Below are 24,245 nucleotides of genomic sequence, written 5' to 3' on the forward strand. Positions count from 1 at the left end.
CTTAAGTTCGCAACTTACTTCAACGAACACTGCATACCAAGCCTGGAAGCAACCTCACAAACACCATACTTCCATCCATATCCTATACGTAGAATATCGTCTACCCTGGATATTATCGTGGCACCATACAGCCCTGAGATATACTCTGCGTACGCCAAAAATCGACTCCATATTGCGTTAGAAAATGTCTCGCACTTTTTGTCTAAAAGGCTTTCATGTAAAAACATATCTTTTTTCAGCCCCCTGTAGAGCCCACTACGCAGATCTATTACCTGATCCATGGCACCATAGCGCATGTGATACGTGCGATAAAAGCCACCTCTTCCGTTGATACCAGTCAAACCATCGGAAATCATACCATAAATGACTTCTGGTAATTTTTGCCGCAACTCAAGCATGGGATCATTTTTCTCTAGACAGCCCACCAGCCTCTCCAGAGAGGAAACAAAACAATCCAATCCCATCTGGTCAAGGATTGAAAAAACCCCCGGTAATGGCACTCCCGTATTATCATTTGTCACAATATGATCAGCAACCTCTACATCAAGACCATACTCCAAAGCCGCAGAAATACAGTTCACTGCCCAAAAGTATCCCATCTGATCAAACAGAGGTTTTTCTCCCTCTGAATAAGTCAAAAAACGCAATTTATCAGCCTGAAACTCGCTCAGAACACGACTGCAAGAAGAAGCGTTGTCATCACACAAAATACACTCAAACACAGGAACAGGTTGAAAAAATGTCGGAAGATGAACAGAAACCAGCCTCGATAATACGTCATCAGAAACCGATTTACGAAGAGCACTACGCTCTTCCAACGACATTCCTAAAGACAACAACGGCACCGCGCTATTACGAATACGATCTCCGCTGTAGAACCTAGCCCTTTTATCTTGATCCTGCAGTAGCTCGAGAACACAACCCACATCCTCAAGAGCGCCAACTTCAGAACTCAAGCTGCGAACCCTCACGCGACTATCAATAGTTTGCCCGCGAGCACATTATCGCAGTACAGCACCAAATCAATACCAGAATCCGCAAGGCACCTGAGCAGTAATACGTTCGAGCACGCAGGATCTACAACTGCTAATTTCCTGGAAAGCAAGCAACCTCCTACAATTGATCACAATGCCGTAAACACCACCCAAATGGCTAACAAGTGCCCCTATGCACCAAACTCGTCCTTAATTTTCTGCACCATATCCTCAGGAGGATTCTCTCCCCAACCAGAATATAGAATCTCCCCATAGAGCGCCACGTCCATCGACCCACTTTTGCTCTTTGCAAGGAACATCTCTTTCTTATGCTTGTCCACCAGTACATAATGCCAAGCCGGCCTGCCTTTATCCTTACCACGCACCAAGAACAAGCAATCTAACCTACTTTTCTTAGTTGCCTTCGCAAACCCTTCGTTATTACTTGTTTTTGAGGTTCTAAGAACGCTCTTATCCTCACGGAAAGAAGCAGGGCGCTCACTCTTGCTTAAGAGTTTGGTAAAACCACCACCTGCAGCAGAAGACGAAGCATCAGAATTTCCCCCTATACCCTTCTTTTGGGTAAAAGTCCCCCCTTTACTGAATCTAGAGGCAAACCCCTTGCCACCGCCACCGGAAGCACCACCTTGATCAGCCATAGCACACACCTTTAAAGTTCAACAATCCAGAACAGCAGCCTACACGAAGTTTAGCATGTGCTACATTCAAGTTCAACATGATTCCGGCAAGGTATTGTAAATAACAACATCCTCCATACATGTCAGGAAACTCGCATTTTAATACCGGTTACCATTTGTCACCATTACAATACCTAAAATTATAAACATTTTTGGTATCCATTGAATTAAAAACAAATTTACAACACTGAAATGCCTCTCAGAAGACTGATTCACGTTTATCAAATCTTCGTAATGAGCATAAAAACTCCTTTTCGATCATCCTAGAACAATACATACTGTATATCATCGTACAATTGTGGTATCCTGCAAGTTAGTTACACGGAATTGTACTCTCAGAACAAAATTTGAGATAATTAATAGACATGGAGAAAGAAATAGTCGTAGTTACAGGACCAACAGCGTCCGGCAAGTCTGCAGCTTGTGATATTATTGCCGATGATCTCAACTGTAGAGTGATAAATTGTGACTCAAAACAAATTTACCACGGTGTGCCAATTCTCACTGATCAACCTGTATCTGTACGCGACATACATAAGTTGTATGGATATGTTGCGCCAACACAAAATTATTCTGCAGGATTATGGTTACAGGACGTAAAAAGAGAGGTACAGCAGGCTTGGGATGACAATGTGCTACCAGTCATAACAGGCGGCAGCGGGATGTATATAAACAGCCTCGTCAACGGCATATCTGACATACCGGCAATAGATCCTGAAGTCCGCAAAACCGCAAGAAATCTTTTAGAATCTCTCGGGAACGCTGCATTTTATGAAGCACTTGTTGCAAGAGATAGCAATGCTGCACGTCTACATCATAACAATACCCATCAGATATTACGCGCATTTGAGGTTTTGGAGCAAACTGGAACGTCGATATTCACTTGGTGGGAGCGTTCACCGCGTATTAAGCCTTTTGAGAATTGCGAAGTCTTAGTCTTGTTACCTCCTCGCAACAAACTATACGACAAGATTAATCGAAGATTTCTCACAATGATGCAAACGGATGCAATATCTGAGGTAAAGTACTTAATGTCACTGAATCTGCCTATGCATGCGCCCGTTATGAAGGCACATGGAGCTCCTGAAATTGTACAATACTTGCAAGGTAAAATAGAGTTTATGGAAGCTGTGGAAATAGCTCAGAAGAATACGCGTCATTATGCAAAAAGGCAATGTACGTGGTTCAGAACCCAGTTGCCTTGTGATACACGCTTCTTCAGCTCTCAGAATGAAATCATAGATCACGTACTTGCGCAATACGCTTCAAAGTATCCGAGAACCCACACACGGCCCTGTAATTAGCACATAACATGCCATCTGTAACAATGTTTGAAAGTATAGCTGAAGAGCATAAATCATAACGCATCAAAGTATCAGAACGTTATCGACTACATATAACCTGTCTCGTGCATTGTGCTTCATACACAAAATACCTAGTATAGAGCAATATGAGAGCCCCGGGACAAAACACAGAAAATCCGTTGGTAATGATCATCTTCTAAATAGCCAGGTCCAAGAATGCATAAACACGTTGAGTGTTACAAACAACATCCAACCATAACCTGCGGTGTTCTGCTACAAAAGACGCTAGTCTATATACTGGTATGCGTGAATAGTGAACTCAAATGGAATAACCCCAGCTGCCGCTATTCTGATGTTCGATAATGCAAAAGAAAGCTGAACCTTCCTCGATTGGGTATCCACTAAAACTCCCTGCACAAAACAGTCAACACTAAATTCCACAATAGCACTGCTCATAGATGAAATGTGCCGTGGTAAAAGTTCAACTTTATTAATCACAGCCTCTAAAGTTACGTCTTCTGTTTTGTACTTGGAAATCAATGCTTGTATCCCAGAACCTTGTTCCATCGCGTTCTTGAATCCGACAAATATCTTACGTGACGAATTATTCTTTACAAAACCAAGCTTGGTCTCTTCGTCACCACGTACGTATGATTCATAACGTTTTACATACTCCCCCGCCAGATACGAAGCTAAAACATCTTCTTCCTTGTCGTCTAAATTCGAACTGAGCTTCTTTATCCTCATGAATTCATCGCTGTACCGGTCAGTATACTTTACAAAGCTAAAATCCGTCTTTGTAGGAAACAGCGAATATATATCAAATGCTAAAATTAGTATAAATACCGTAAGTACAATGAGAAAAAATGCAAGCCATGCTCTTTCAGTAACAACGGACAAGTACCGCACAAAATACCACCGAAGTGCCTTCTCAAAGTACTGTTCCTTTTCTCCTACAAAACAGCCGCCAGTCTCCTTCACTCAAAATACCCCACAAATGGATTACCCACATCCCATAATGTTCTCTTTTTGTACAGTAGAACCTACCTACTGACCACAGAGATACCTCGAAACAGGAAAATACACGCTAACCGTTACAATTCTATTGACCACTGGAGAATCGTGACCCCATGTCAGGTGATAAACTCTGCATTCCTATACCATTTGCCATATGGCCACTAACCATGCTTCTTCCCCTTCCTAAAGCAAGATAGCCCTTCCGAGACAACAACACTGTACCTGAAGCTAACGTGTAATCCAAACTACAAAAAGCCCTACTAACCGTATTATACTCTCAAATTGATAAACATACTCTCTACACCTAGAAGACTGCTTTTAGTAATTTCCAAACGTACGGAAAACCCCTCAGCACGCTAAAAGCGTCAACCTATCAAGCATCTGCGGTTTATATGTGATTATGCACATGCTTTTTAACCGTCCACCGCCTCTATTTCTAAGCTTTTTGAAGCTTTTACCCCCAAGTTTTTTAAATTTTTAGTCCTGGATAAAATATTTCCATGCCCTTCAGAAAGCTTTTTCATGGCATCTCTATACACACACCCTGCAACATCGAGCTGCTTGCCGAGCTTTTGCATATCTTGAATAAAACCGGCTATTTTATCGTATAATGCCCCACCTTGACGGGCAATCTCCAGTGTGTTGCGATTTTGCTTCTCAAGCCTCCACAAAGATTCTATAGTCCTCAAAGTCGCAAGCAACGTGGATGGGCACACTATAACCACTTTCTTACACCAAGCATATCCGTGCAATTCTGTATCAGCTCTAACCATTAAAAAATACGCACTTTCTATCGGAATGAACATTAGTACAAAATCAGGCGCATTAAGGCTATCTATGTCGGTATATCTCTTCCCTGCCAGATCATTCACATGAGATCTTACCGAATGCACAAATTGCTTCAGGTGCGCCAATCTGAGATTTTCATCCTGCTTTTCTGAACAATACCTCTCATAGTGTACTAGAGACACTTTCGAATCCACAACTATGTGTTTATCTTCCGGGAGTAGTACAACAACGTCAGGATACTGCTTTCCTCCTGTGATGCCTGTTAAGCTCATCCCAGCACTGTGCATTTTATAATCTTGATCTCGTCGTAACCCGGAATCTTCTAAAACCTTTTCTAGAATTACTTCTCCCCAGCTACCCTGCAACTTATTATTCCCCTTAAGCGCACTTGCCAGATTTTCTGCCTGTAAAGTAATTCTCTCATTTGCAAGAACTATACGCTGAATTTCGTTCTTAAGAGAAAATTGCTCCTTTCCCTGACGCACAAATGCTTCTTCTAATTCCTTTTTTAAAATCTGCATATTCTCTTTGACTGGCTCTAACAGGTAATGCAACCCTTCGCGTGACATTTTGCTGAATTTATTCATTTTTTCATCAAAGATTTTATTAGCTAGATTTTCAAAATGGAGCTTCGTCTGCTCATCGACTGACTTGAGAAACGCATCAAACTGCATATTCGTTCTCTCGAGATTTTTCTTCTCAATATCCAAAACCAGAGCTTTATCCCTCGCTTCTTGGAGTTCTAGATGTAAATTTTGAATTTTCTGCTTTAACCCCGCGTTTTCCTCTAAATTTTCCCGCAATCTTTCCTCTAATCCAGCCTTTTCGATTACAACGTCATAGTAGCTTCTTTCTGCCACCCTTCCTTTAGTAGAGATAAAGTATGTGATAAAAAAAACACAAATCGCCTCTACCCCCATAGCAGATACGATCTGCCAAGTTGTATTCAGAATCATAAATAAGCCGCATCGTGCAGTAAAATAGTCTTAACAATTGTATGGCTTATCGTATAGTATGTCTAAGCTCTTCTGCGTAGAGATAAGTAATGCATGATATCGAGTTTATAAAAAACAACCCTGAACTTTTTGATAAAGCAATGCTGTCTCGTGGGCTCGAGAGTCAAGCTGCAAAGATCATAGAGCTTGATTTACAAAAACGTAAACTGCTAACAGAGCTTTATGCCCTAAGAGAGCAGCGCAATGCGATTACTAAAGAGGTAACTGTACTAAAGCAGAGCGGCGCAGATTGCTCGTCACATGTAGAAACTTCTAAGAAGCTTGCTCATGAAATTTCAGAGCTTGAAGAGCGTATTAAGCGTGACACCGGGCTCTCGTACCTGCTATGTAGTCTTCCAAATATTCCTGATGATGCAGTACCCTTTGGCAAAAGCGCTGATGATAACGTAGAAGTTCGTTCCTACGGACAGAAGAGGAGTTTTTCTTTTGAAATTAAACCTCACTACGTTCTTGGTGAGATGCTCAACCTCATGGACTTCCGTAGAGCTGCTTTTCTATCAGGATCCAGATTTTCCATATTAAGTGGTCAGCTTGCAGCTTTGGAGAGGGGCCTTGCGTCTTTTATGTTGGAGATGCATACAAAGGAGTTTGGATACACAGAAGTTTTTCATCCATCTCTAGTCAATGACCTTGCAATGTTCAATGTGGGGCAATTACCAAAATTTACCCATGACTCCTTTCAGACAACTGATGCCATGCGCTTGGTGCCGACTAGTGAGGTTGTTTTGACTAACTTAGTTGCAAATACAAATCTGCATCGTAATTCTTTACCTCTCAGGTTTACCGCGTACTCACAATGCTTCCGTTCTGAAGCTGGTAGCGCTGGGCAAGATACCAGGGGAATGATTCGTCAGCATCAATTTAGCAAGGTAGAGTTGGTAAGTATCACCGATGCTAGCCAGTCTAATGTAGAACTGGAGCGTATGCTATCTGTGGCTGAAGAAGTGCTAAAAAGGCTCGAGTTACCATATCGAGTGGTGCTGCTATGTACGGGAGACATGGGATTTTCTGCTAGCATCTCTTACGATATTGAAGTATGGATGCCTGCTCAAAATAAATACAGAGAGATATCAAGTTGCTCCAATTGTAAAGACTTTCAAGCAAGAAGAATGGGCGCAAAATGTTTCTACCTAGAAAAACAGAATAAGCGTTCTTCTTTTGTGCATACCTTGAATGGTTCAGCCTTGGCGTTAGGAAGAACTATAGCTGCTATTATGGAGAATTATCAAAATTCAGATGGGACTATAACAATACCTGATGCTCTGCGGAAGTTCATGTCAGCTGATTATATAAGGCCTGGAACTGCTCTTCCCTAAAACACCGATGCTCCCTCTCCCTTAGAGCATTATTGCGCGGGAATCTTGGCACATAAATGTGCTGCAAGTTCTCAGTCCATGCCTTAATACCTATGCTTATCTAGAGTAAGGGATTATAGCTTCTATAATGAAGAATTATCAAAATTCGGGTGGGAGCCTGTACAGCTGTCTCAATATGTGGGTGGATCCTGTAACTATAAAGACTATACAGCGGAGCAGCATTTAATATTCATTACATGAAACTATATCTACATAGCTCAATAACACACCAATCTCCCAAAAACACAATAATAGTCGCAGTATATAGAGCTTCTTTTTGCATACACTAAGTACACATGTGCCATCACCTAGAAAAATAAACCTCTTCTTAATCCAAGACTACCCCTGCATTTACCTCACCCCTAATTTCTCTTTTCTCCCTTCCATAAACAAGCTCATATACCACATCTGACAGAGAACCGCGACTTACCTTGACCAATGTATCTTCGCACGGGGCCACCCGAAAGTTTAGCGAAACTTCGTCCAATAACATGGCGTCTATGGGAACACTATACTCATTCCCCCTCATGAGTACATCTACACCCAAATTTCTCCAATAAGACTTAACATATAACCCTAAAACACTATGAACAGAACATGCTTCTAACTCTAAAGGCTCTACACCCCGTAGTATACTCAATTCCTTTGCAGCCCACATCCATACCGCAAGCTTCACAAAAAACATTAGAACACTAGGATCTGGCCACGCAGTAGCACAACACGTGGTTTCCAATATTTCAAACTCCCTTAACATTCTATAGATCCTGTTCCTACTACTACGTATATACTTCTCCTCCTCTTCTTTATTCCCTTCCCAATAAACTTGCTTCTCTTCTCCATGATAGGAAATCATACTTAAAATTGTCCGTTCATTCGGTCTAGTACAACCAAAAACATCGAAGTTTTTAATTCTATAGGAAATATCCGAAACTAACATCCTGTAATGAGCATTTTTCTTAAGAAGCCTATACACCCTGGTTTTATGAAAATACGGGACCATAATTCCACACATGGCAAAGAACTCCATGCCCTTCTCATCCACAAAATCCAATATCATGGAGTGAGTCACATCATTTGTAGAAAACCTCAGGAGATTATCCATATGCTTTCTCATAATACCAAATGTCTTCACCTCACTGCATAGATCACCGTATATACTACTGAGCAATTTACCTTGAAACATCTCCCCCCCTAGGGATGTCATTGCAACGTGAATTGCAACTTCTTTGCTCCCAAAATCGTGCAGCATAATGCCGTTTAACCACGATTTTATACTGGTTCTATCGAAAAAGTTATGAGTATCTCTAGACAGCATCACATACATAACGGACAGCATATGCATGAGTGCTTTTTCTGCATAAACACATTCACGCTTATCAAATTTACTATAACCCTCTGCCCCCCTTTGTAGACTCTCTAGAAAAACAATTTCACTATTAGAAAAATAGGTGTTGTCAGGCTCCTTATTCCTACTTAATGCAATATCCTTGCTGTAGTCAATTACGTGCTGAAAGACCTCTTTATAGTTATACGCCGCCCACCATGCCCCCGGAAATGCATCGAAGATCGACGTACTGTCCACATCCATAAGTGCTTGCTTATAAGGCGTAGTACTCTTAGTCATACCTAGACAACAAACAGGGTACCACTTAAAAAATTCCATACCTATACCAGAAATTAATTCTTGCGACATGGCCATGGAATACAAAATATACTCAACTACACTTCCCCTGAAATCCTCAACCATTGATATAGATATATGTCCCTCGTGAGGCAGTACTTTGAGCATTTTATTCATAGCACGCCTTCTAATCCCAGCAACAGATTTGCGTTCCTGAGACAAACAAAGAAATTTCTTCTCTAGCAATAATCTAAAATACCGCTCATCATGCTGTGAAAAAAATTCTATAGGAAACGCTATACCATTGCGTGGAAGCTGTTTACACTCCTGCAGTTTTCCTTCGTTTATCAGATAACTGTTAGCGTCAACCCCAATCTTAACTCCATCAGATGTCTCTACTCTGGAATTTTCACTTATATGAACTTTACTAGAAAAAGGAATTGCCTTAACACCAGGTTCTTCCAGCAAAGCCGTTATATAATAACCTTTTGTGCTACCAACGGGCTTTTTCTCTTTTTTAATCTGGGAGTATAACAGACATAATGAAAGCGAGATAAGTGTTAACGATACAAAAAGTAGCCACGTCGTAAAACGATCTTCAATTCCGTACTTAGCACCTACTACGCCAGCTGATACTAATACAACTATTCCGCTGATAAGTAATACCTTTCCTGTTCGTATGATAAGCATACCCATCCCGTATTACCCCTTAAGCGGCATACCAGTAGGAAACACATCTCACACGTGAACATTTACAGCGATTATACTAAAATCTCAATACTTTTTTGCCTACTGCAGCATACACCTGCTATATAATACAGAATAGTCGTCCTCGCATAGCAACCGCAAAAAGAAAACCCCTTTTAGTATGAGCTTTTGAAAGCGCACTCCGCCCTGCACAAGAAAATCCTGTATTATAGGCCTTGATTAAAGTCAGCATTATTGTGCGCAATACACATGGTAGAGCATATATAGTGATGAACTCAAGGCATTTAGAGTCAATTACGTAGCTCGGAGCGGAAAATAGCCGTTGTGGATTCTGAATGTGCCCTTGTAATCATAATGCCATGACAAAGAGCACTTGAAGCAGCTAATACAAGAGCTCGACGACAAGGTGGTTAATCCGTTTGTGCGCCATGCTTAAAAGTACCACACCTATGAGCTTATCGCCTGATGCTTTCTTCCTATGACTCGAGTAACACATATGTCTGACCACACATTTAATGCAGTTTCAAACATGTCAAGGATAGAATACATGGGCAATATCAAACCCATAACATGCAAGGGCACCTTCATATAAGTAAGGTAACTCATGACCATAAAATAACATCCCATAGGCACGCCCGCATTACCTACAGCTCCTCCTATAGCGAAAATAACCCATATTAAGATTTCCATAAATGAAAAAGAATGCAAATTAACTTCACATACAAAAAGTACTGTTATCAAGATGAATGAAGCACATGCATTCATGTTTATGCTTGCGCACAGCGGCAATACAAAAGACGTTACTCTTTTTGATTCACCTAAACCTTCATTGACACACTTAATGGTCACTGGTAACGCAACTACGGATGATCTGGAAAAAAACGCAGTTACTAACGATGGTAAAACAGCTTTCAATGTGGGTATCACCGGTATACCCTTTGCCATCAGTAACCCGGGCAATACTATAACCGCTTGTATGGCGTTGGCCAACATAACGCATAGTACATACTTTGTAAGCCCATTAGAAAAATCTTGTCCCTGAGGCATGCACAAAAACACAGTCATAAATCCCCACACCGCCAGTGGCATAAGATATGTAAGAAAACCTGCAGCTCGTAAAAATACCTCAAACATCGCAGAGAAAAATTTGCTCAGAAATGCACGCTGTTCGTCTTCAATAAATAAGCACCCCGCCCCTAACAAAAAAGAGACTCCTATACAGCCTATTACATTATTATCGAGAAAAATTCGCACGAAATTGTCTGGAAATACTGACATAAGGTGTGCACCATAATCCCAGTCCATAACACTAGACGAATCGGATACTTCAGAGATGTTTATACCTTGAGCCGGCGCTATGACTATGTACAAGCATAACCCGATCAACGCTGCTACTGTAGTCGTTGCTAGCGCATAAAAGATAGTGCTACCTATAAGACTCTTAGCATCTTTTAAGCCGCTTAACCCAGAAAAAGTCGACATTACGGACAGAAATATCATGGGAATACCCACGAGTTTCAGCAAACCTATGAACATGGAACTGACGCCCTGAGCTGCTTCTAATAGTACAGGAATATCCAGATACTTGGTTAAAAATGCAAAACCTACAGCAAGGAAAATAAGAAAAAACTTCAACATACTACTCTCAACAATTCCAGTACTTCAGTTCAAAACCATAAAGCACACCACCTTTGCTAACACTTTACAAAAATAAAACCACTCTATAAACCAGAAAACCAAGTGGCCATGAGCATCACAAAAAGCAATACAAACCTAAACCCATTTCGCAAGCGGAGGCATCATTATGGCATCGGAATTACCGTCCGTCATTAATCCAAACCTGCTACTACGGTTCGTAAAGCGACAGCACAAAACCATCCTACAAGCCACAAAACCACGTTGCCAGATGGCCATGAACATCACAAAAAGCAATACAAACCTAAACCCATTTCGCAAGCGGAGGCATAGACATCATTATGGCATCGGAATTACCGTCCGTCATTAATCCAAACCTGGTACCACGGTCGTAAAGCAAATTGAACTCTACATAGCGACCACGACTGATAAGCTGATAATCTCGCTCTTCTTCACTCCACTCCTTATGCATATTCCGTCTCACTATCGCCGGATAAACCTCTAGAAAACATTCCCCAACCGCGCGAGTAAAGGCAAAGTCCTTCTCAAAGCCAGTCTGCAGATAATCGTAGAATATTCCGCCGACTCCCCTAGGCTCCTTCCTATGCGGAAGATAGAAATATTCGTCACAGTTCTTTTTAAACTGATCGTAGTAGTGCGCATCAAACTTATTACACATGGCTTTCAAGGCATCATGGAAGAAAATAGTGTCATCATCATTGTGATACACAGGAGTAAGGTCGATACCACCACCAAACCAACTCTTTGAAGTACAAATAAACCTTGTATTCATGTGTATCGCTGGAACAAATGGTGAACACATATGTGCAACAATAGAAACGCCACTCGCCCAAAATTCACCATTACTTTCTCGTGCACCTGGAATTTCTGCAGCAAAGTCGCTTTTCAGCTTTCCGTGCACTATAGAAAAATTAACACCCGCTTTTTCAAATACAGATCCTAGAATGATAACTGACTCCCCGCCACCGCCACCTTCTCTTTCCCATTTTCTTTTCTTAATTGTGGGAGCATTGTCAGAAAAATCTGCCTCTACTGCAAGAAATGCACTAACTATTTTATCCCTTAAAACAGCAAACCACTCAGTAACTAGATCTTTTTTCTCGTCCATCTTAGAGCTCTCAACACATCAACAATCTATCCATATTTAAAGAGCACAAACAAAACACCCCTCTACCACTACCACAGAGAATATGCTCTAGATAGTAGCAAATATATTCCATTTAAAAGGTAATACTACTAAATTACGGAGTCCTTATAGCACAGCATAAACTGAGCAGCCCACTATATAACTCAGTCCTTGGAAAAATCGCCGCATATACTGGTGCCGGTTCCATTGATAGTAAATAACTCCATAAGCAAAATATGCGGTATTGAACCATCCACAACATGCGCAGTACCACACGTTTCCCTAGCGAATTTTATACAAGTTTGCAACCTCTGGACCATAGTCTCACAAACCTTACCGTCATTTAACAACTTCTCAGCTTGCTCTACCGTACCTACCAGCAATTCATCATCATGCTGCATATTTTTTATATCCTCTGCACTATCAGTAAGGATAACTAACTTAGCCGCCGATAACGAAGATGCAATAGCCCCTGCAACCAAATCAGGGTTGACCACATGCGTCATTCCATTTGGGCCTCTACAAATTGGCGAGACGATAGGAATAAAATCCGATTCCTCTAGGAAAAATAACAACTCCGTGTTGACACTCTGAGGCTCACCAACAAACCCTATATCCATTATCTTTTCTACATTGTTTGGTTGCCCATTTCGTGCAGTGAAGCACACCTTCTTTGCCTCTACCAAGCATGCATCCTTCCCGCTTATACCCACGGCATAGCCGCCATTTTCATTAATTGTCTGAACAATTTCCTTATTTACCAAACCAGAAAGCACCATTTCCGTGATTTCTAAAACCTCAGAATCGACAACCCGGAAATCATTTACAAAGACTCCTTCTTTTTTGCCAAACTTCTCTAAAACCTCTTCTACCCGATAATTCCCGCCATGCACGATTATCGGATGAATGCCTACTTGCTTTAATAGCACTATGTCACTAGCAAAACTATCTGCAAGCCTCTTATCTTGAAGAGCCGTGCCATCGTACTTGATAACAAACGTCTCACCAGAAAACTGATGTATACTCTTTATAGACTCAGATAGAACTCGTGCTTCGTTTAACCACTGATCTTCTTCGGAAAGCTGACCGCCCTCAAGCCACGGACCATTCTCCTTGCGAGAACCTTTAGATACATCTTGAAATTTCATGAGCCAACTCCCTTATTCCCCTTCCAGATTTACTACTTACCCACATGATTGGTTGTAGCAAAAAATTACCGCCTTGTGCTTGATTTTGCACGAAAGATACCATACTACCAAGCGCTTGCTCAGAAAGTTTATCCGCCTTTGTCAGAACGATACTGTAGTAAATACCGTGCTCCTCCAACCAGCACAAAAAATCCCTATCTATCTCCTTAAGACCAATTCTGGAATCTATAAGTAAAACTAGCCTCTGTAAAGCTTCTCTACTCATTAAGTAGTGTTCCATGACGTCTAGATACCCCCTAGTCGCTTCCTTAGACGCTTTAGAGTAGCCATATCCTGGAAGATCCACCAATGCCACGATTCCCTTATTAAGGTAAAAGTTAATTTGCCTTGTAGAACCGGGATTAGAAGAAGTTTTGGCGTTTTTCTTGTTATTGGTAATGGCATTTATCAAACTAGACTTCCCCACGTTCGATCTACCTGCAAACGCTACTTCTGGGACACCAAAATCTGGAAATGACTTCCGATCCTGCACCCCAGCAACAAATCTACAGCCAAGCATATAGACACCCCGTTAACCTGGAAAAATCCGTTCCCATCTGTGTCTCATACGGTAAACACAAGCCGAATTCAACTTACCCCAGATAGCAACACTATAAAGCCATAGGGACTAATTGTATACAAATGAGTTTACAGGAAATCACGCTTGTCACTGAAAAATACTTTTATATATTCTCTTTTCGATATCGCTCGAATATCAATGTAAATCTATTGCAAACAGTAGTACAAAAATTTACAATTCCAGATACGGGTGTTTGTAGCAGCGGTATGCTTCTGTCACTTACATACTTACCGTTTCTGGGCGTTTTAGAGGTACAGGTAGAATTATGAGCTTTGAAAGCACCTTTGAGGGGTTGTGTGAAAAATTTCGCATTTTGAAACAACAGCTTTCCGCCCCCGAGACACTTGGAACCCAAGCTTTTGTCGTGGCATCGCGTGAGTATTCAGACTTACTCCCTATCATGTCTTTGATCGAAAAATACAAATCTACGCAGAAGGAAATTGCGGAATTGGAAGAGTTAGTAAATAGCGCCAGTACTGACCCTGAACTCCGCAGCCTAGCTAAAGATGAGTCACACATCAAACAAAAACTCTTACCTAAGCTCAGACACGAACTACAACTATCGCTGCTGCCCAAGGATAGAGACGATTCTCGTAATGCAATTTTAGAGATTAGAGCAGGTACAGGGGGCGAAGAGGCCGCGCTATTCGTGGGGAATCTATATCGTATGTACCTTAAGTATGCTGAAAGAAAAAATTGGAAGGTGGAAACCATTAACATTTCCACAACAGGAATCGGCGGCTATAAAGAGGCATCGTTTAGTATAGGCGGTAAAGATGTTTTTGCGCGGCTGAAGTTCGAATCCGGCGTGCACAGAGTACAGAGAGTGCCTGAAACTGAATCATCAGGTAGGTTGCACACATCTGCTGCAACTGTGGCTGTTTTACCTGAAGTTGAGGAAGTAGATCTAAAAATTGATGAAAAAGATCTCAGAATAGACGTTTACCGTTCTAGTGGACCTGGAGGACAATCAGTAAATACCACAGACAGTGCTGTCAGAATAACACATATCCCTACCGGCATAGTGGTAATCCAGCAGGATGAAAAATCGCAACATAAGAATAAGAGTAAAGCATTAAAAGTGCTCAGGGCTAGGTTATATAACCTAGAAAAACAAAAAAGGGAGGAGGAGATCTCTAAAATGCGTAAAAGTCAGATAGGTTCCGGAGACCGGTCCGAGCGCATTAGGACCTATAATTTTCTTCAGTCCCGCATCACTGACCACAGGATCAATTTGACGTCGTACAGGCTCGATTACGTAATGAAGGAAGGAGACTTAGACGAGTTCATAGATGCTCTAGTCGCAGATGATCAAGCTAATAAGCTGAAACAAATAACGCACTGAAGCCTCGTTTCATACTATGGACCAACTGTTTGGGATTTATTCCCTTAGGGTACGTAGTAATAAGACGGTCCTTAAGTTGTATCTCTATGTACAGGGTGCGGCGTGTTACATGATACATTTGACGTCACACAAACTAGGTTGTGTCATGAAATAAGAAGGCTTGGACAGGTTCATAAACGCTCTCGGCACGGATGATCCAAGTTTTGATGTGTGGCAGGAATGACTTTTCCCTGACAGTGCGCTACACAAACTCTTGTGTCTTTTGTTTTCTACTATGAATAAAATGCAGATACCAAATCAGGCACGCCGTTCTTTTTCAGTTTTCACATGCGTGATGTTGGGCATACAGCAATCATTGGGCCAACTGGTGCGGGAAAGACAGTACTGATGAACTTTTTGTGTGTTCAGGCGATGAAGTTTTCTCCGCGGGTGTTCTTTTTTGACAAAGATCATGGTGCTGAGATATTCATCAGGGCTTTGAAGGGGGTATACAGCATTATAGAGACAAGAGGCTCCACTGGGTTAAATCCGCTGCACTTAGACGATACTCCTGACAATAGGGGTTTTCTCATGGAGTGGTTTAAGTTATTGGCTACTACTCTGTCAGATAAGCTTACGCCTGACGATATATTGCGCATTGATGATGCTATAGAGGGTAATTTCAAGCTCAAAAAGGAAGACAGAAAGTTACGTAATCTGGTTCCTTTTTTGGGTATAGGTGGAGAAGATACTCTAGCGAGTCGCATGATGATGTGGCATTCAGAAGGGTCGCACGCGGCGCTTTTTGATAATGACGAAGATGTATTAGACTTCACTAAGTCTAGAGTATTTGGATTTGAGATGGGATATTTGCTAAAAGATCCCATGGCTCTTGCTCCGACGCTTTTGTATTTGTTTCACAAGATAAGTATTTCTCTCGATGGAACTCCTTCTATGATTATCTTGGACGAAGCGTGGGCGCTGATAGATAATCCTGTTTTTGCGCCTAGGATTAAAGACTGGCTAAAAGTTCTTAGGAAGCTCAATACTTTTGTCATATTTGCGACACAGAGTGTTGAGGATGCTAGTAAAAGTCAGATAAGTGATACCTTAGTTCAGCAGACTGCCACTCAGATATTTTTGCCTAATCTTAAGGCTACTAGTGCTTACAGGGATGTTTTCATGCTGACTGAGCGGGAGTATTCTTTAATAAAATATACAGATCCTGGCACTAGGTTTTTCCTAGTCAAGCAGGGGGTCAGTGCTGTTGTGGCCAGGATAGATTTACGAGGGCTCGATGACACGATAAACGTTTTGTCAGGTAGGGCCGAGACCGTTGCCATACTTCGTGAAATTATGGAAGAAGTAGGGGATGATCCAAATGTGTGGTTGCCTATTTTTTATCAAAGGGTGAAAAATGCATAGGGTAGCAAGGGCATTGGTATTTTTGATGTTTCTTGTTGTTACAGTTCCTTTAACGTCATACGCGGCGGGCGATGCTACTGCTAGTACACCAACAGAGGAAGAAAACAACTTGGTGCATTATAGAAGGTTATAGTCCAAGAACTCATAACATAAGCTATCGCCCTCACCTAAGCCAATGCACCTAGATGGAACGGGGTCTCAGCCCATACCTTGATACTCAATAGCTACACAAAAACACATAACCTAGCGCGCCATAAAGTCAGATAAGTGATACAGCAAACTGCAACCCAGATATTTTTGCCTAATCTTAAGGCTACTAGTGCTTACAGGGATGTTTTTGCTGGCTGTACTGAGAGTATATCCCTATCACATGAACCCAATGACGCATCACAGATGTAACTGCAGAACCCTACTTTGTTGCATAACATCGTAACAAAGTATCAGAACAGCTAGTGAACACCCCTTCTCTCCCTCTCTAAGCACCTATATATAAAATGCTCTACCTGACCTATAGCGGGAGGTTATCATGCTTACGCCATGGGCGATCAACCTTCTTATCACGCAGCATATGTAATGCATTGTATATATGCCACCTAGTAGTTGATGGCATGATCACATCGTCTATAAATCCTCGAGAAGCTGCAACGTACGGGTTCACCACCTTGTCGTTGTACTCCTTTATTAGCTGCTTTAAGTACTCTTGGTCTTTTTCTTTACGGAATATTATTCCCACCGCACCTTCTGAACCCATAACGGCTATTTCAGCACTGGGCCATGCATAATTAACATCTCCCCTTAGGTGTCTTGAGTTCATCACTATATACGCACCACCGTATGCCTTACGCACAATCACGCTAACCTTTGGTACTGATGCTTCAGCATATGCATATAACAACTTAGCACCATGATCTATAATTCCTGAATATTCCTGCGACACGCCAGGTAAGAACCCTGGGACGTCTATCAGCGTCACTAGCGGAATATTAAAAGCATCACAAAATCTCACAAACCTCGCAGCCTTTCGCGAGGAATCTATGTCCAGACACCCAGCCAAGTGCATAGGTTGATTCGCGACAATACCAACCGCGCTACCACCTATCCTACCAAAACCCACAATGATATTCTTGGCAAAATCTGGCTTTATCTCAAAAAACACCCCCTCATCGCACACCTTCGCAATCAATTCATACATATCATACGGAACCGTACTGTTCCTGGGAATAAGTGTGTTCAGCGACTCATTTTCACGATCTACAGGATCTGACGTCGGCATAGCCCTTGCTGAGCTCCTGTTGTTCGGAGGAAGAAATGACAAAAACTTACGCACCTGACTTAGAGCATCCACTTCATCATCAAAAGCCAAATCTGCAACTCCTGTCTTACGAGTATGCACCGCGGCACCACCAAGCTCCTCCTGAGTCACATCTTCGAAAGTGACTTTCTTAATCACGTCCGGCCCGGTAACAAACATACACGAGCCCCTGACCATAAATACAAAATCCGTAAGTGCAGGAGAATACACAGCACCACCAGCGCATGAACCCATAATAAGAGATATCTGCGGCACAACACCCGACATATCTACATTACGCTGAAAAATCTCACCGTAACCCGCCAAAGAATCTACTCCTTCCTGTATCCTGGCTCCCCCAGAATCGTTGATCCCGATTACGGGCACTCCCGCCTTCGCTGCCATATCCATGACGTGGCAAATCTTTTTCGCATTCATCTCACTCAGAGATCCGCCAAATACAGTGAAATCCTGCGAATATACACAAACGCGCTGCCCGTAAACAGTACCGCACCCTGTGACAACCCCATCACCAGCAACTTTGGATTCACTCATACCAAAGTTTACCGACCTATGTTCGACAAATACTCCGTATTCTTGAAACGACCCCTTATCGAGAAAAACGCCCAACCTTTCTCGGGCAGTAAGCCTACCCCTACTATGTTGCTTCTCTATCCTAGATGGCCCACCACCCAGTTTTAACTGAATTTTCTTATTCTCTAACTCCTGGAGCACCACGGGACCCATGATATACCCTGAAAAATTGAACTATTAACTTTTTGATTATAGCAAAAAAAAGGCCCTGTACGTTAAACTAATGCACAAAACACAGAGATATGCCCTGCCATGATTGCACATAATAGGATACTTTGCAACTCCAGGTTAACAGCAAGCCCAGATAGAACCCGAATTTACACGCTACAGCTTATAAAAAACCACCCACTACTTTCACGGCTTCCAGAACGGGACATCACTCTGAAAGCAGCGTAATAAAAAAACACGAGCAGGACAGATTTAAACACCTTTTAGAAACACTTCTAGCTCCTAGTTAGATCCAAAGACTTATGCACTGCTACTCGGCTATTACACATTTCTCTAATACCCAACACTGCTAATTGCCACAATCGAGAAACCCACTGTCGCATTATATCCGTTCCATCTGTAAATCCTAGCACGAATAGTAAAGAATGAAAAATTTCCATTGCTGCACTTAGTGCTTACCTCACTTATTCTTGACCCTGTAGTATATATTGTTCCAGCCTTAGAGCTTAAAATAGTAGTATTGGTGTTGTACAATCTAAGCCAGAAGATCGCATTTCTCCCATGCATACGTTATGCACCTATGGCCTTACAAAAGCAGTAACAGCATCTCCTCTATCTCCACACTCATAGCCGCACTTCTAGCATCCACATCCTGCCTCTCTATGACAATTTTGTACTATAAGCTCACCAAGCAACCTAATGTAAAACTTTAACCACACAGCAACTCTAAAGCGCTGAACCAAAAGTAAGTATAGCAACACTGCTCTGCAAAAGATGCCTCGCACTTCCAATACAACATCATCGTTCCACATCTATAACACTGTACCTCGCTGAGACATGGAGCTTTACCCATTTCCGGCACTACACCCAGTTCAATAGAAAATTATCGCAGAGAATGCAGCATATTCTGTAAAAGTACGAAGCAAGAATAAGAAAATGGAAGGCAATATCACTACTCCATATCTAAAGATGAGGCACCTTCCCCCCTAGACAATATCGGTCTTCATAATTCCGGCTCGCCTTGCACCATTTCCAAGAGCAAATTATCGCAGGGAATGCAGCAAATTACGTAAAAGCACGGAGCAAGAATAAGAAAATGGAAGGCAATATCACCACTCCATATCTAAAGATGAGGCACCTTCCCCCCTAGACAATATCGGTCTTCATAATTCCGGCTCGCCTTGCACCATTTCCAAGAGCAAATTATCGCAGGGAATGCAGCAAATTACGTAAAAGCACGGAGCAAGAATAAGAAAATGGAAGGCAATATCACCACTCCATATCTAAAGATGAAGCACCTTCCCCCCCCTAGACAATATCGGTCTTCATAATTCCGGCACCCTGCACCATTTCAGTAGCAAATCACCACAGAAAATATGAAATTTGCCGTAAAAGCATGAAGCAAGTAAGAAAATGAAGAGTGCTTTCATTCTCAAAAGTGCAGCACATTAAACGCCCCACTACCAACTCACACAAATTGTAATAAGCTAGAACAGCGCGGGTAGTCCCTTAAGGGAAAATTGCAGAAACAAAACGCTCTTGAGATACTAGTGAGTACGCACGTCCGATCTCAGTTAAGCGCATATCAGCATTATCAGAGCGCAGAGTTAGCCTATACTCAGCACGTGATGTAAAAAGCCTATAAGGCTCGCTTGTACCTAATGTTACAAGATCATCTATCATCACTCCTATGTATGAGTCACTACGCTTCAAAACCAGAGGTTCCTGATTTTGCACTAAAGAAAGCGCGGCATTTGCTCCGGCAACGATACCCTGTCCGGCAGCTTCTTCATACCCTGTAGTGCCATTAATTTGCCCTGCGCAGAAGAGCCCTTTAATTTTTTTAGTCTCTAACGTATGGTACAACTCGCGAGGATCTATGAAGTTGTATTCCACAGTGTATCCATGGCGGAGCATCACAGCCTGTTCTAGTCCATTAATACTCCTCAGCATCTCAAGCTGCACTTCAATAGGACAAGAAGTAGATATACCATTTGGGTATACAGAGTTAGTTTCAAGTCCCTCGGGTTCAAGGAAAATCTGATGGCTTTTGTGGTCTGGAAATCTGCGTATCTTTTCTTCTATAGAGGGGCAATACCTAGGAGCCATTACATCTATAAGAGAGACTCGCACCGTGAACCTGCTAGATGTAGGTTCCTCCCATGGCCTCTTATATATAAGGCAGGCATTATAGTGTTTGAATAACCAAAAGCAAACAGGAAAAAAATACTTACCGAACCATACGATAAAACTCAACATATAATCAACTGCATCTATATCATTTCTGACAGTGCCTACAAAAAAACGTACTTCTCCCTCCTTGCTTTTCTACTTGTATCTCACCTCCACATGTATAGCACTTTTCGCCTTTTCTGCCATAAACCCTAAAGTGCTTCGAAAAATTACCAACGTCACCTGTAGGTGTACGGTAGTCGCGAATTGACGACCCCCCAGTTGCTATAGCAAGCTTGAGTACTTCTCGTGTAGACTCCACAATTCTACAGCACTCCTCCCTGGAAAGAGTGCTAACTTCCCTGTGTGGCAATATAGCAGCAGTGAACAGTATCTCCGATGCATATATGTTGCCTATTCCTACAACAACAGCACTATTCATTAAGACAGACTTTATACGAGCTTTCCCATGCATATTCAGCAAACAATCTGCATTGAAGGCTTCCGAAAACGGATCAGGACCCATCTTTTCCAGCAAAGATCTGTAACCTTCCCCATCCAGCAGTGTAACTAGTCCAAATCTGCGTGTATCATTGAACACAAGACTATAGCCATGCTGCATAGCAAAAACCACACAATCATGCTTCTCCGGAACAGGAGCGTGCATATATAGGATTCTGCCACTCATACCCATATGGAACACAAGCTTTGCTCCAGAATCCAGCTGCATCACCAAATACTTGGCAACCCTATATACGGAACATATTTCTCTTCCGGTCACTAACTGCTCGAAATCATCAGCTATACGGACCCGCAGATCACGTCTCTTCACCTCGACATCACGTATGCGCTGACCTATTATTTTATCCGCAAGAGACCTTGCAATCACCTCAACTTCTGGTAGTTCTGGCATCGTCGCAACAAGCTCTTTTCTTCTGCTTCCTTCGGGTTATGTTCTCTTTAAGGAGAATTGCTAACTTTTTCTTCCTCTCCTCAATGTTCGTGTTTCTCTTTGACTTGCTCATAACAAAAAACTACAATCTCCCCCGGGCCGTTATAGCTTAGTGGTAGAACGCGTCCTTGGTAAGGACGAAGCCCGAGTTCGATTCTCGGTAACGGCACCATCCCCAAAATAACAGCTTTCTACGTCTCTGTGTAGTACTTTAATTCTCCTGCTAGTGCGTTGCTATTGGTTTTTTTTCGTTGTACCATAACCCCTCTATGGATTTTTAACAGGTCTACAGCAGTGCGCGTCGTTACGAGATTTGCTCCATCTCCCACTGGAAGCTTGCATTTAGGAGGAGCTAGAACTGCGCTTTTTAACTGGTTATTTGCCAGACATCACAAGGGAAAATTTTTGCTGCGCATGGAAGATACCGACAAAAAACGGTCATCCGACGTGGTTGTACAGTCTATAATCGATGACATGTCATGGCTAGGCCTCCAACACGATGGCGATATTGTAGTACAATCTTCTAGAGCCGCTAGACATGTCGCAGTAGCGAGAGAGTTAGTAGAATTAGGTAGAGCTTATCGGTGCTATTGTTCGGAAGATGAAGTCAATGAGCAAAAGTTACAGTCTGAAGGTACTGGTAAATATTTCAGACACGTGTGTCCCTGGAAACATCTGAATAGCACTGGTGATCTTCCCAACAAACCATATGTCGTAAGGCTCAAAAGCCCTGAAAATACCACAATAGAGTTTCTCGATGGTGTATATGGGAAAATATCCGTAAAAAGCGATCAGATAGACGATATGGTGATATTGCGCTCTGATGGCACGCCTACATATCTTCTGGCCGTTGTAGTTGATGACCATGATATGGAAATTACGCACATAATACGGGGTTCTGATCACATCACGAATACTGTAAAGCAAATCGTGCTAGCTGAAGCTATGAGCTGGGTCAGTCCGAAATTTTTTCACATCCCATTAATTCACGATGAAAATGGAGCCAAGCTATCTAAGCGCAATCGTGCTCCTGGAATACACGAATACAAAGAACAGGGGTTTCTGCCTGAAGCACTGTGCAACTATCTGCTGCGCATGGGATGGAGTTACCAAAATAAGGAAATTGTGTCTATGCAAGAAGCAATAGCGCTATTTTCCATGGAAGATGTAGGAGTTTCATGTTCGTGTTTGGACTACAAAAAATTGGTGTTTTTAAACCATCATTACATGGGATCAAAAAGCGAATCAGAAATTCTAGATTTGTTGCTACCAATCCTTGAAGAAAAGCTGGGTGGTAGAATCTCCGAAGAAAAACTCTCACGTTTATCCTTGGGAATAAAACAACTGGTAGAACGCGCAAAAACCTTAACTGACCTCGCTGAAGACTCACTTTTTTATGTTCAAGACGTGGAAATCAACATCAATCCAGAAGCTGTAGAAACAATTCAAAACAGCAAAAAGTTCCTTGCAGAATTGCTGGAAAGTATGTCAGGAATCCACCCAGATATGTGGAAGAAAACCCACCTATCTTCGCAGATTAAGGAATTCTCTAAAACACGTAATCTGGCTATGAGTGATGTATATCATTTCCTCAGAGCATCTATAACGGGTAGACTGCAATCCCCTAACATTTCGGAAGTTATGGAGATATTAGGACAAGAAATGTGTATCAACAGGATGCTTTCAGCACAGGAAATCTGACACTTCACCGTATTGGGCGAAGCTTGAGTTTTGGTACCGCATGTATCATGTACACTTGCAGTATTAGTTGTACTAGAGGCTTTATTAGAATCGTATCGGCCTTGTGTGACCTTATGTAAAAAGACACAGCTACGTGGCGGTAGTCCTATGAGATCGCGCAGTCTACTGGCATGATAAATGTATTTGCCTTGCTACAAGAGTACCAATGGTCTTCCAATCACTGCACAGATGCTGGCATCCCATCATAAAGCTCCGTAACAATACGTTCACATGACCCCTGCAATGGTATTTTGCTGCAGGACAGTGCTATCTATAATAAGTCATAATCTCATATTCATGTGCGACACCTACCTCATAAGATGATGTGGCAATACGCTCGTTCAGCTGCCGCAATAGTATTTTGCTTCAGAGTAGCATCACCTATGATACGCCGTAATAACATCCCAATACAGATGCGACGCGTTACTTCACGATGTTCGCGAGCAGTGCGTCCATGAAACCCGTACAATAGTCTTTTGCTTCAGGACAGTGCTATCTATAATAAGTCATAATCTCCTAATTCATGTGCACACCTACCTCATAAGATG

19 protein-coding genes, 1 tRNA gene and 2 pseudogenes are annotated in these 24,245 nt (G+C 42.1%); 7 read left to right on the forward strand and 15 right to left on the reverse strand.

Translation table 11 applies throughout. The annotated features are described in order from the left end of the window. Positions 1-14 precede the first annotated feature (14 nt). Together APHWEB_RS00195 and APHWEB_RS00200 are read right to left on the reverse strand one after the other, a co-directional pair. Entirely contained in the window at positions 15-956 is a 942-nt protein-coding gene (locus tag APHWEB_RS00195; protein WP_155370084.1) for a 3-hydroxyacyl-CoA dehydrogenase, read from the reverse strand. A gap of 209 nt (positions 957-1,165) precedes the next feature. Beyond that, positions 1,166-1,633, reverse strand: a complete 468-nt coding sequence (locus APHWEB_RS00200) for a hypothetical protein (RefSeq protein WP_011450558.1) — start codon at positions 1,631-1,633, stop codon at positions 1,166-1,168. Positions 1,634-2,037: 404 nt separating this feature from the next. Here APHWEB_RS00200 and miaA point away from each other — a divergent pair, with 404 nt between their 5' ends. Further along, positions 2,038-2,976 carry a tRNA (adenosine(37)-N6)-dimethylallyltransferase MiaA gene (gene miaA, locus APHWEB_RS00205; RefSeq protein WP_011450557.1) on the forward strand — a complete coding sequence of 313 codons (939 nt, stop codon included), beginning with the start codon at positions 2,038-2,040 and terminating at the stop codon, positions 2,974-2,976. A 285-nt stretch (positions 2,977-3,261) separates the two neighbouring features. Here miaA and APHWEB_RS00210 read toward each other — a convergent pair whose 3' ends face one another. The 3 genes from APHWEB_RS00210 to APHWEB_RS00215 all read right to left on the reverse strand — a co-directional run bounded on the left by APHWEB_RS00210 (position 3,262) and on the right by APHWEB_RS00215 (position 5,738). Further along, positions 3,262-3,957, reverse strand: a complete 696-nt coding sequence (locus APHWEB_RS00210; protein ID WP_020848864.1) for a VirB8/TrbF family protein — start codon at positions 3,955-3,957, stop codon at positions 3,262-3,264. A gap of 121 nt (positions 3,958-4,078) precedes the next feature. Continuing rightward, complete coding sequence (locus APHWEB_RS06610) at positions 4,079-4,237, reverse strand: hypothetical protein (RefSeq protein WP_011450555.1); 159 nt, start codon at positions 4,235-4,237, stop codon at positions 4,079-4,081. A gap of 169 nt (positions 4,238-4,406) precedes the next feature. Beyond that, positions 4,407-5,738, reverse strand: coding sequence for a DNA recombination protein RmuC (locus APHWEB_RS00215; protein ID WP_020848863.1), 1,332 nt, complete (start codon positions 5,736-5,738; stop codon positions 4,407-4,409). 89 nt (positions 5,739-5,827) lie between these two features. On the opposite strand from APHWEB_RS00215, the gene serS reads away from it, so the two are divergent. Further along, positions 5,828-7,114: a serine--tRNA ligase gene (gene serS, locus APHWEB_RS00220; RefSeq protein ID WP_011450553.1), complete on the forward strand. Its 1,287-nt coding sequence runs from the start codon at positions 5,828-5,830 to the stop codon at positions 7,112-7,114. A gap of 367 nt (positions 7,115-7,481) precedes the next feature. Here the strand turns inward: serS and APHWEB_RS00225 are convergent, their stop codons facing one another. From APHWEB_RS00225 to yihA, 6 genes are all read right to left on the reverse strand, one after another. Then, positions 7,482-9,464 (reverse strand): hypothetical protein, encoded by a 1,983-nt coding sequence (locus APHWEB_RS00225; RefSeq protein ID WP_133121360.1) that lies wholly within the window; start codon positions 9,462-9,464, stop codon positions 7,482-7,484. A gap of 465 nt (positions 9,465-9,929) precedes the next feature. After that, positions 9,930-11,120, reverse strand: a complete 1,191-nt coding sequence (locus APHWEB_RS00230) for a dicarboxylate/amino acid:cation symporter (RefSeq protein WP_011450550.1) — start codon at positions 11,118-11,120, stop codon at positions 9,930-9,932. A 135-nt stretch (positions 11,121-11,255) separates the two neighbouring features. Beyond that, positions 11,256-11,414, reverse strand: a complete 159-nt coding sequence (locus APHWEB_RS06825) for a hypothetical protein (RefSeq protein WP_230474279.1) — start codon at positions 11,412-11,414, stop codon at positions 11,256-11,258. A 7-nt stretch (positions 11,415-11,421) separates the two neighbouring features. Continuing rightward, positions 11,422-12,246: an oxygen-dependent coproporphyrinogen oxidase gene (gene hemF, locus APHWEB_RS00235; protein WP_011450549.1), complete on the reverse strand. Its 825-nt coding sequence runs from the start codon at positions 12,244-12,246 to the stop codon at positions 11,422-11,424. Positions 12,247-12,428: 182 nt separating this feature from the next. After that, a complete protein-coding gene (gene argB, locus APHWEB_RS00240; RefSeq protein WP_011450548.1) occupies positions 12,429-13,412 on the reverse strand; it encodes an acetylglutamate kinase in 984 nt (327 codons plus the stop codon). Further along, positions 13,390-13,971: a ribosome biogenesis GTP-binding protein YihA/YsxC gene (gene yihA / locus APHWEB_RS00245; RefSeq protein ID WP_011450547.1), complete on the reverse strand. Its 582-nt coding sequence runs from the start codon at positions 13,969-13,971 to the stop codon at positions 13,390-13,392. Before yihA ends, argB begins: the two co-directional genes overlap by 23 nt. 325 nt (positions 13,972-14,296) lie before the next feature. On the opposite strand from yihA, the gene prfA reads away from it, so the two are divergent. The 3 genes and pseudogenes from prfA to APHWEB_RS06180 all read left to right on the forward strand — a co-directional run bounded on the left by prfA (position 14,297) and on the right by APHWEB_RS06180 (position 16,913). Further along, positions 14,297-15,376, forward strand: coding sequence for a peptide chain release factor 1 (gene prfA / locus APHWEB_RS00250; RefSeq protein ID WP_011450546.1), 1,080 nt, complete (start codon positions 14,297-14,299; stop codon positions 15,374-15,376). Positions 15,377-15,664: 288 nt separating this feature from the next. Beyond that, positions 15,665-16,780: pseudogene (locus APHWEB_RS00255) on the forward strand (TraG/VirB4 family ATPase); the annotation flags it as partial. After that, entirely contained in the window at positions 16,773-16,913 is a 141-nt protein-coding gene (locus APHWEB_RS06180) for a hypothetical protein (protein WP_011450544.1), read from the forward strand. The pseudogene APHWEB_RS00255 and the gene APHWEB_RS06180, both read left to right, overlap by 8 nt. Before the next feature lie 375 nt (positions 16,914-17,288). Here APHWEB_RS06180 and APHWEB_RS00260 read toward each other — a convergent pair whose 3' ends face one another. From APHWEB_RS00260 to mutM, 4 genes and pseudogenes are all read right to left on the reverse strand, one after another. Next, complete coding sequence (locus tag APHWEB_RS00260) at positions 17,289-18,818, reverse strand: acyl-CoA carboxylase subunit beta (protein ID WP_011450541.1); 1,530 nt, start codon at positions 18,816-18,818, stop codon at positions 17,289-17,291. 348 nt (positions 18,819-19,166) lie between these two features. Continuing rightward, positions 19,167-19,400, reverse strand: a complete 234-nt coding sequence (locus tag APHWEB_RS00265) for a hypothetical protein (RefSeq protein ID WP_020848860.1) — start codon at positions 19,398-19,400, stop codon at positions 19,167-19,169. A 963-nt stretch (positions 19,401-20,363) separates the two neighbouring features. Continuing rightward, a pseudogene (locus tag APHWEB_RS00270) lies at positions 20,364-20,957 on the reverse strand (FAD-dependent oxidoreductase); the annotation flags it as partial. Positions 20,958-21,111: 154 nt separating this feature from the next. After that, positions 21,112-21,918 carry a bifunctional DNA-formamidopyrimidine glycosylase/DNA-(apurinic or apyrimidinic site) lyase gene (mutM, locus tag APHWEB_RS00275; protein WP_011450538.1) on the reverse strand — a complete coding sequence of 269 codons (807 nt, stop codon included), beginning with the start codon at positions 21,916-21,918 and terminating at the stop codon, positions 21,112-21,114. Between the two features lie 137 nt (positions 21,919-22,055). Between mutM and APHWEB_RS00280 the strand changes: the two genes are divergently transcribed. Both APHWEB_RS00280 and gltX read left to right on the forward strand, forming a co-directional pair. Continuing rightward, positions 22,056-22,129 (forward strand) — tRNA-Thr (locus APHWEB_RS00280). Positions 22,130-22,251: 122 nt separating this feature from the next. Beyond that, positions 22,252-23,658, forward strand: a complete 1,407-nt coding sequence (gene gltX, locus APHWEB_RS00285) for a glutamate--tRNA ligase (protein WP_011450536.1) — start codon at positions 22,252-22,254, stop codon at positions 23,656-23,658. Positions 23,659-24,245 lie beyond the last annotated feature (587 nt).

Source organism: Anaplasma phagocytophilum str. Webster, assembly GCF_000964685.1.
Lineage (GTDB): Bacteria > Pseudomonadota > Alphaproteobacteria > Rickettsiales > Anaplasmataceae > Anaplasma > Anaplasma phagocytophilum.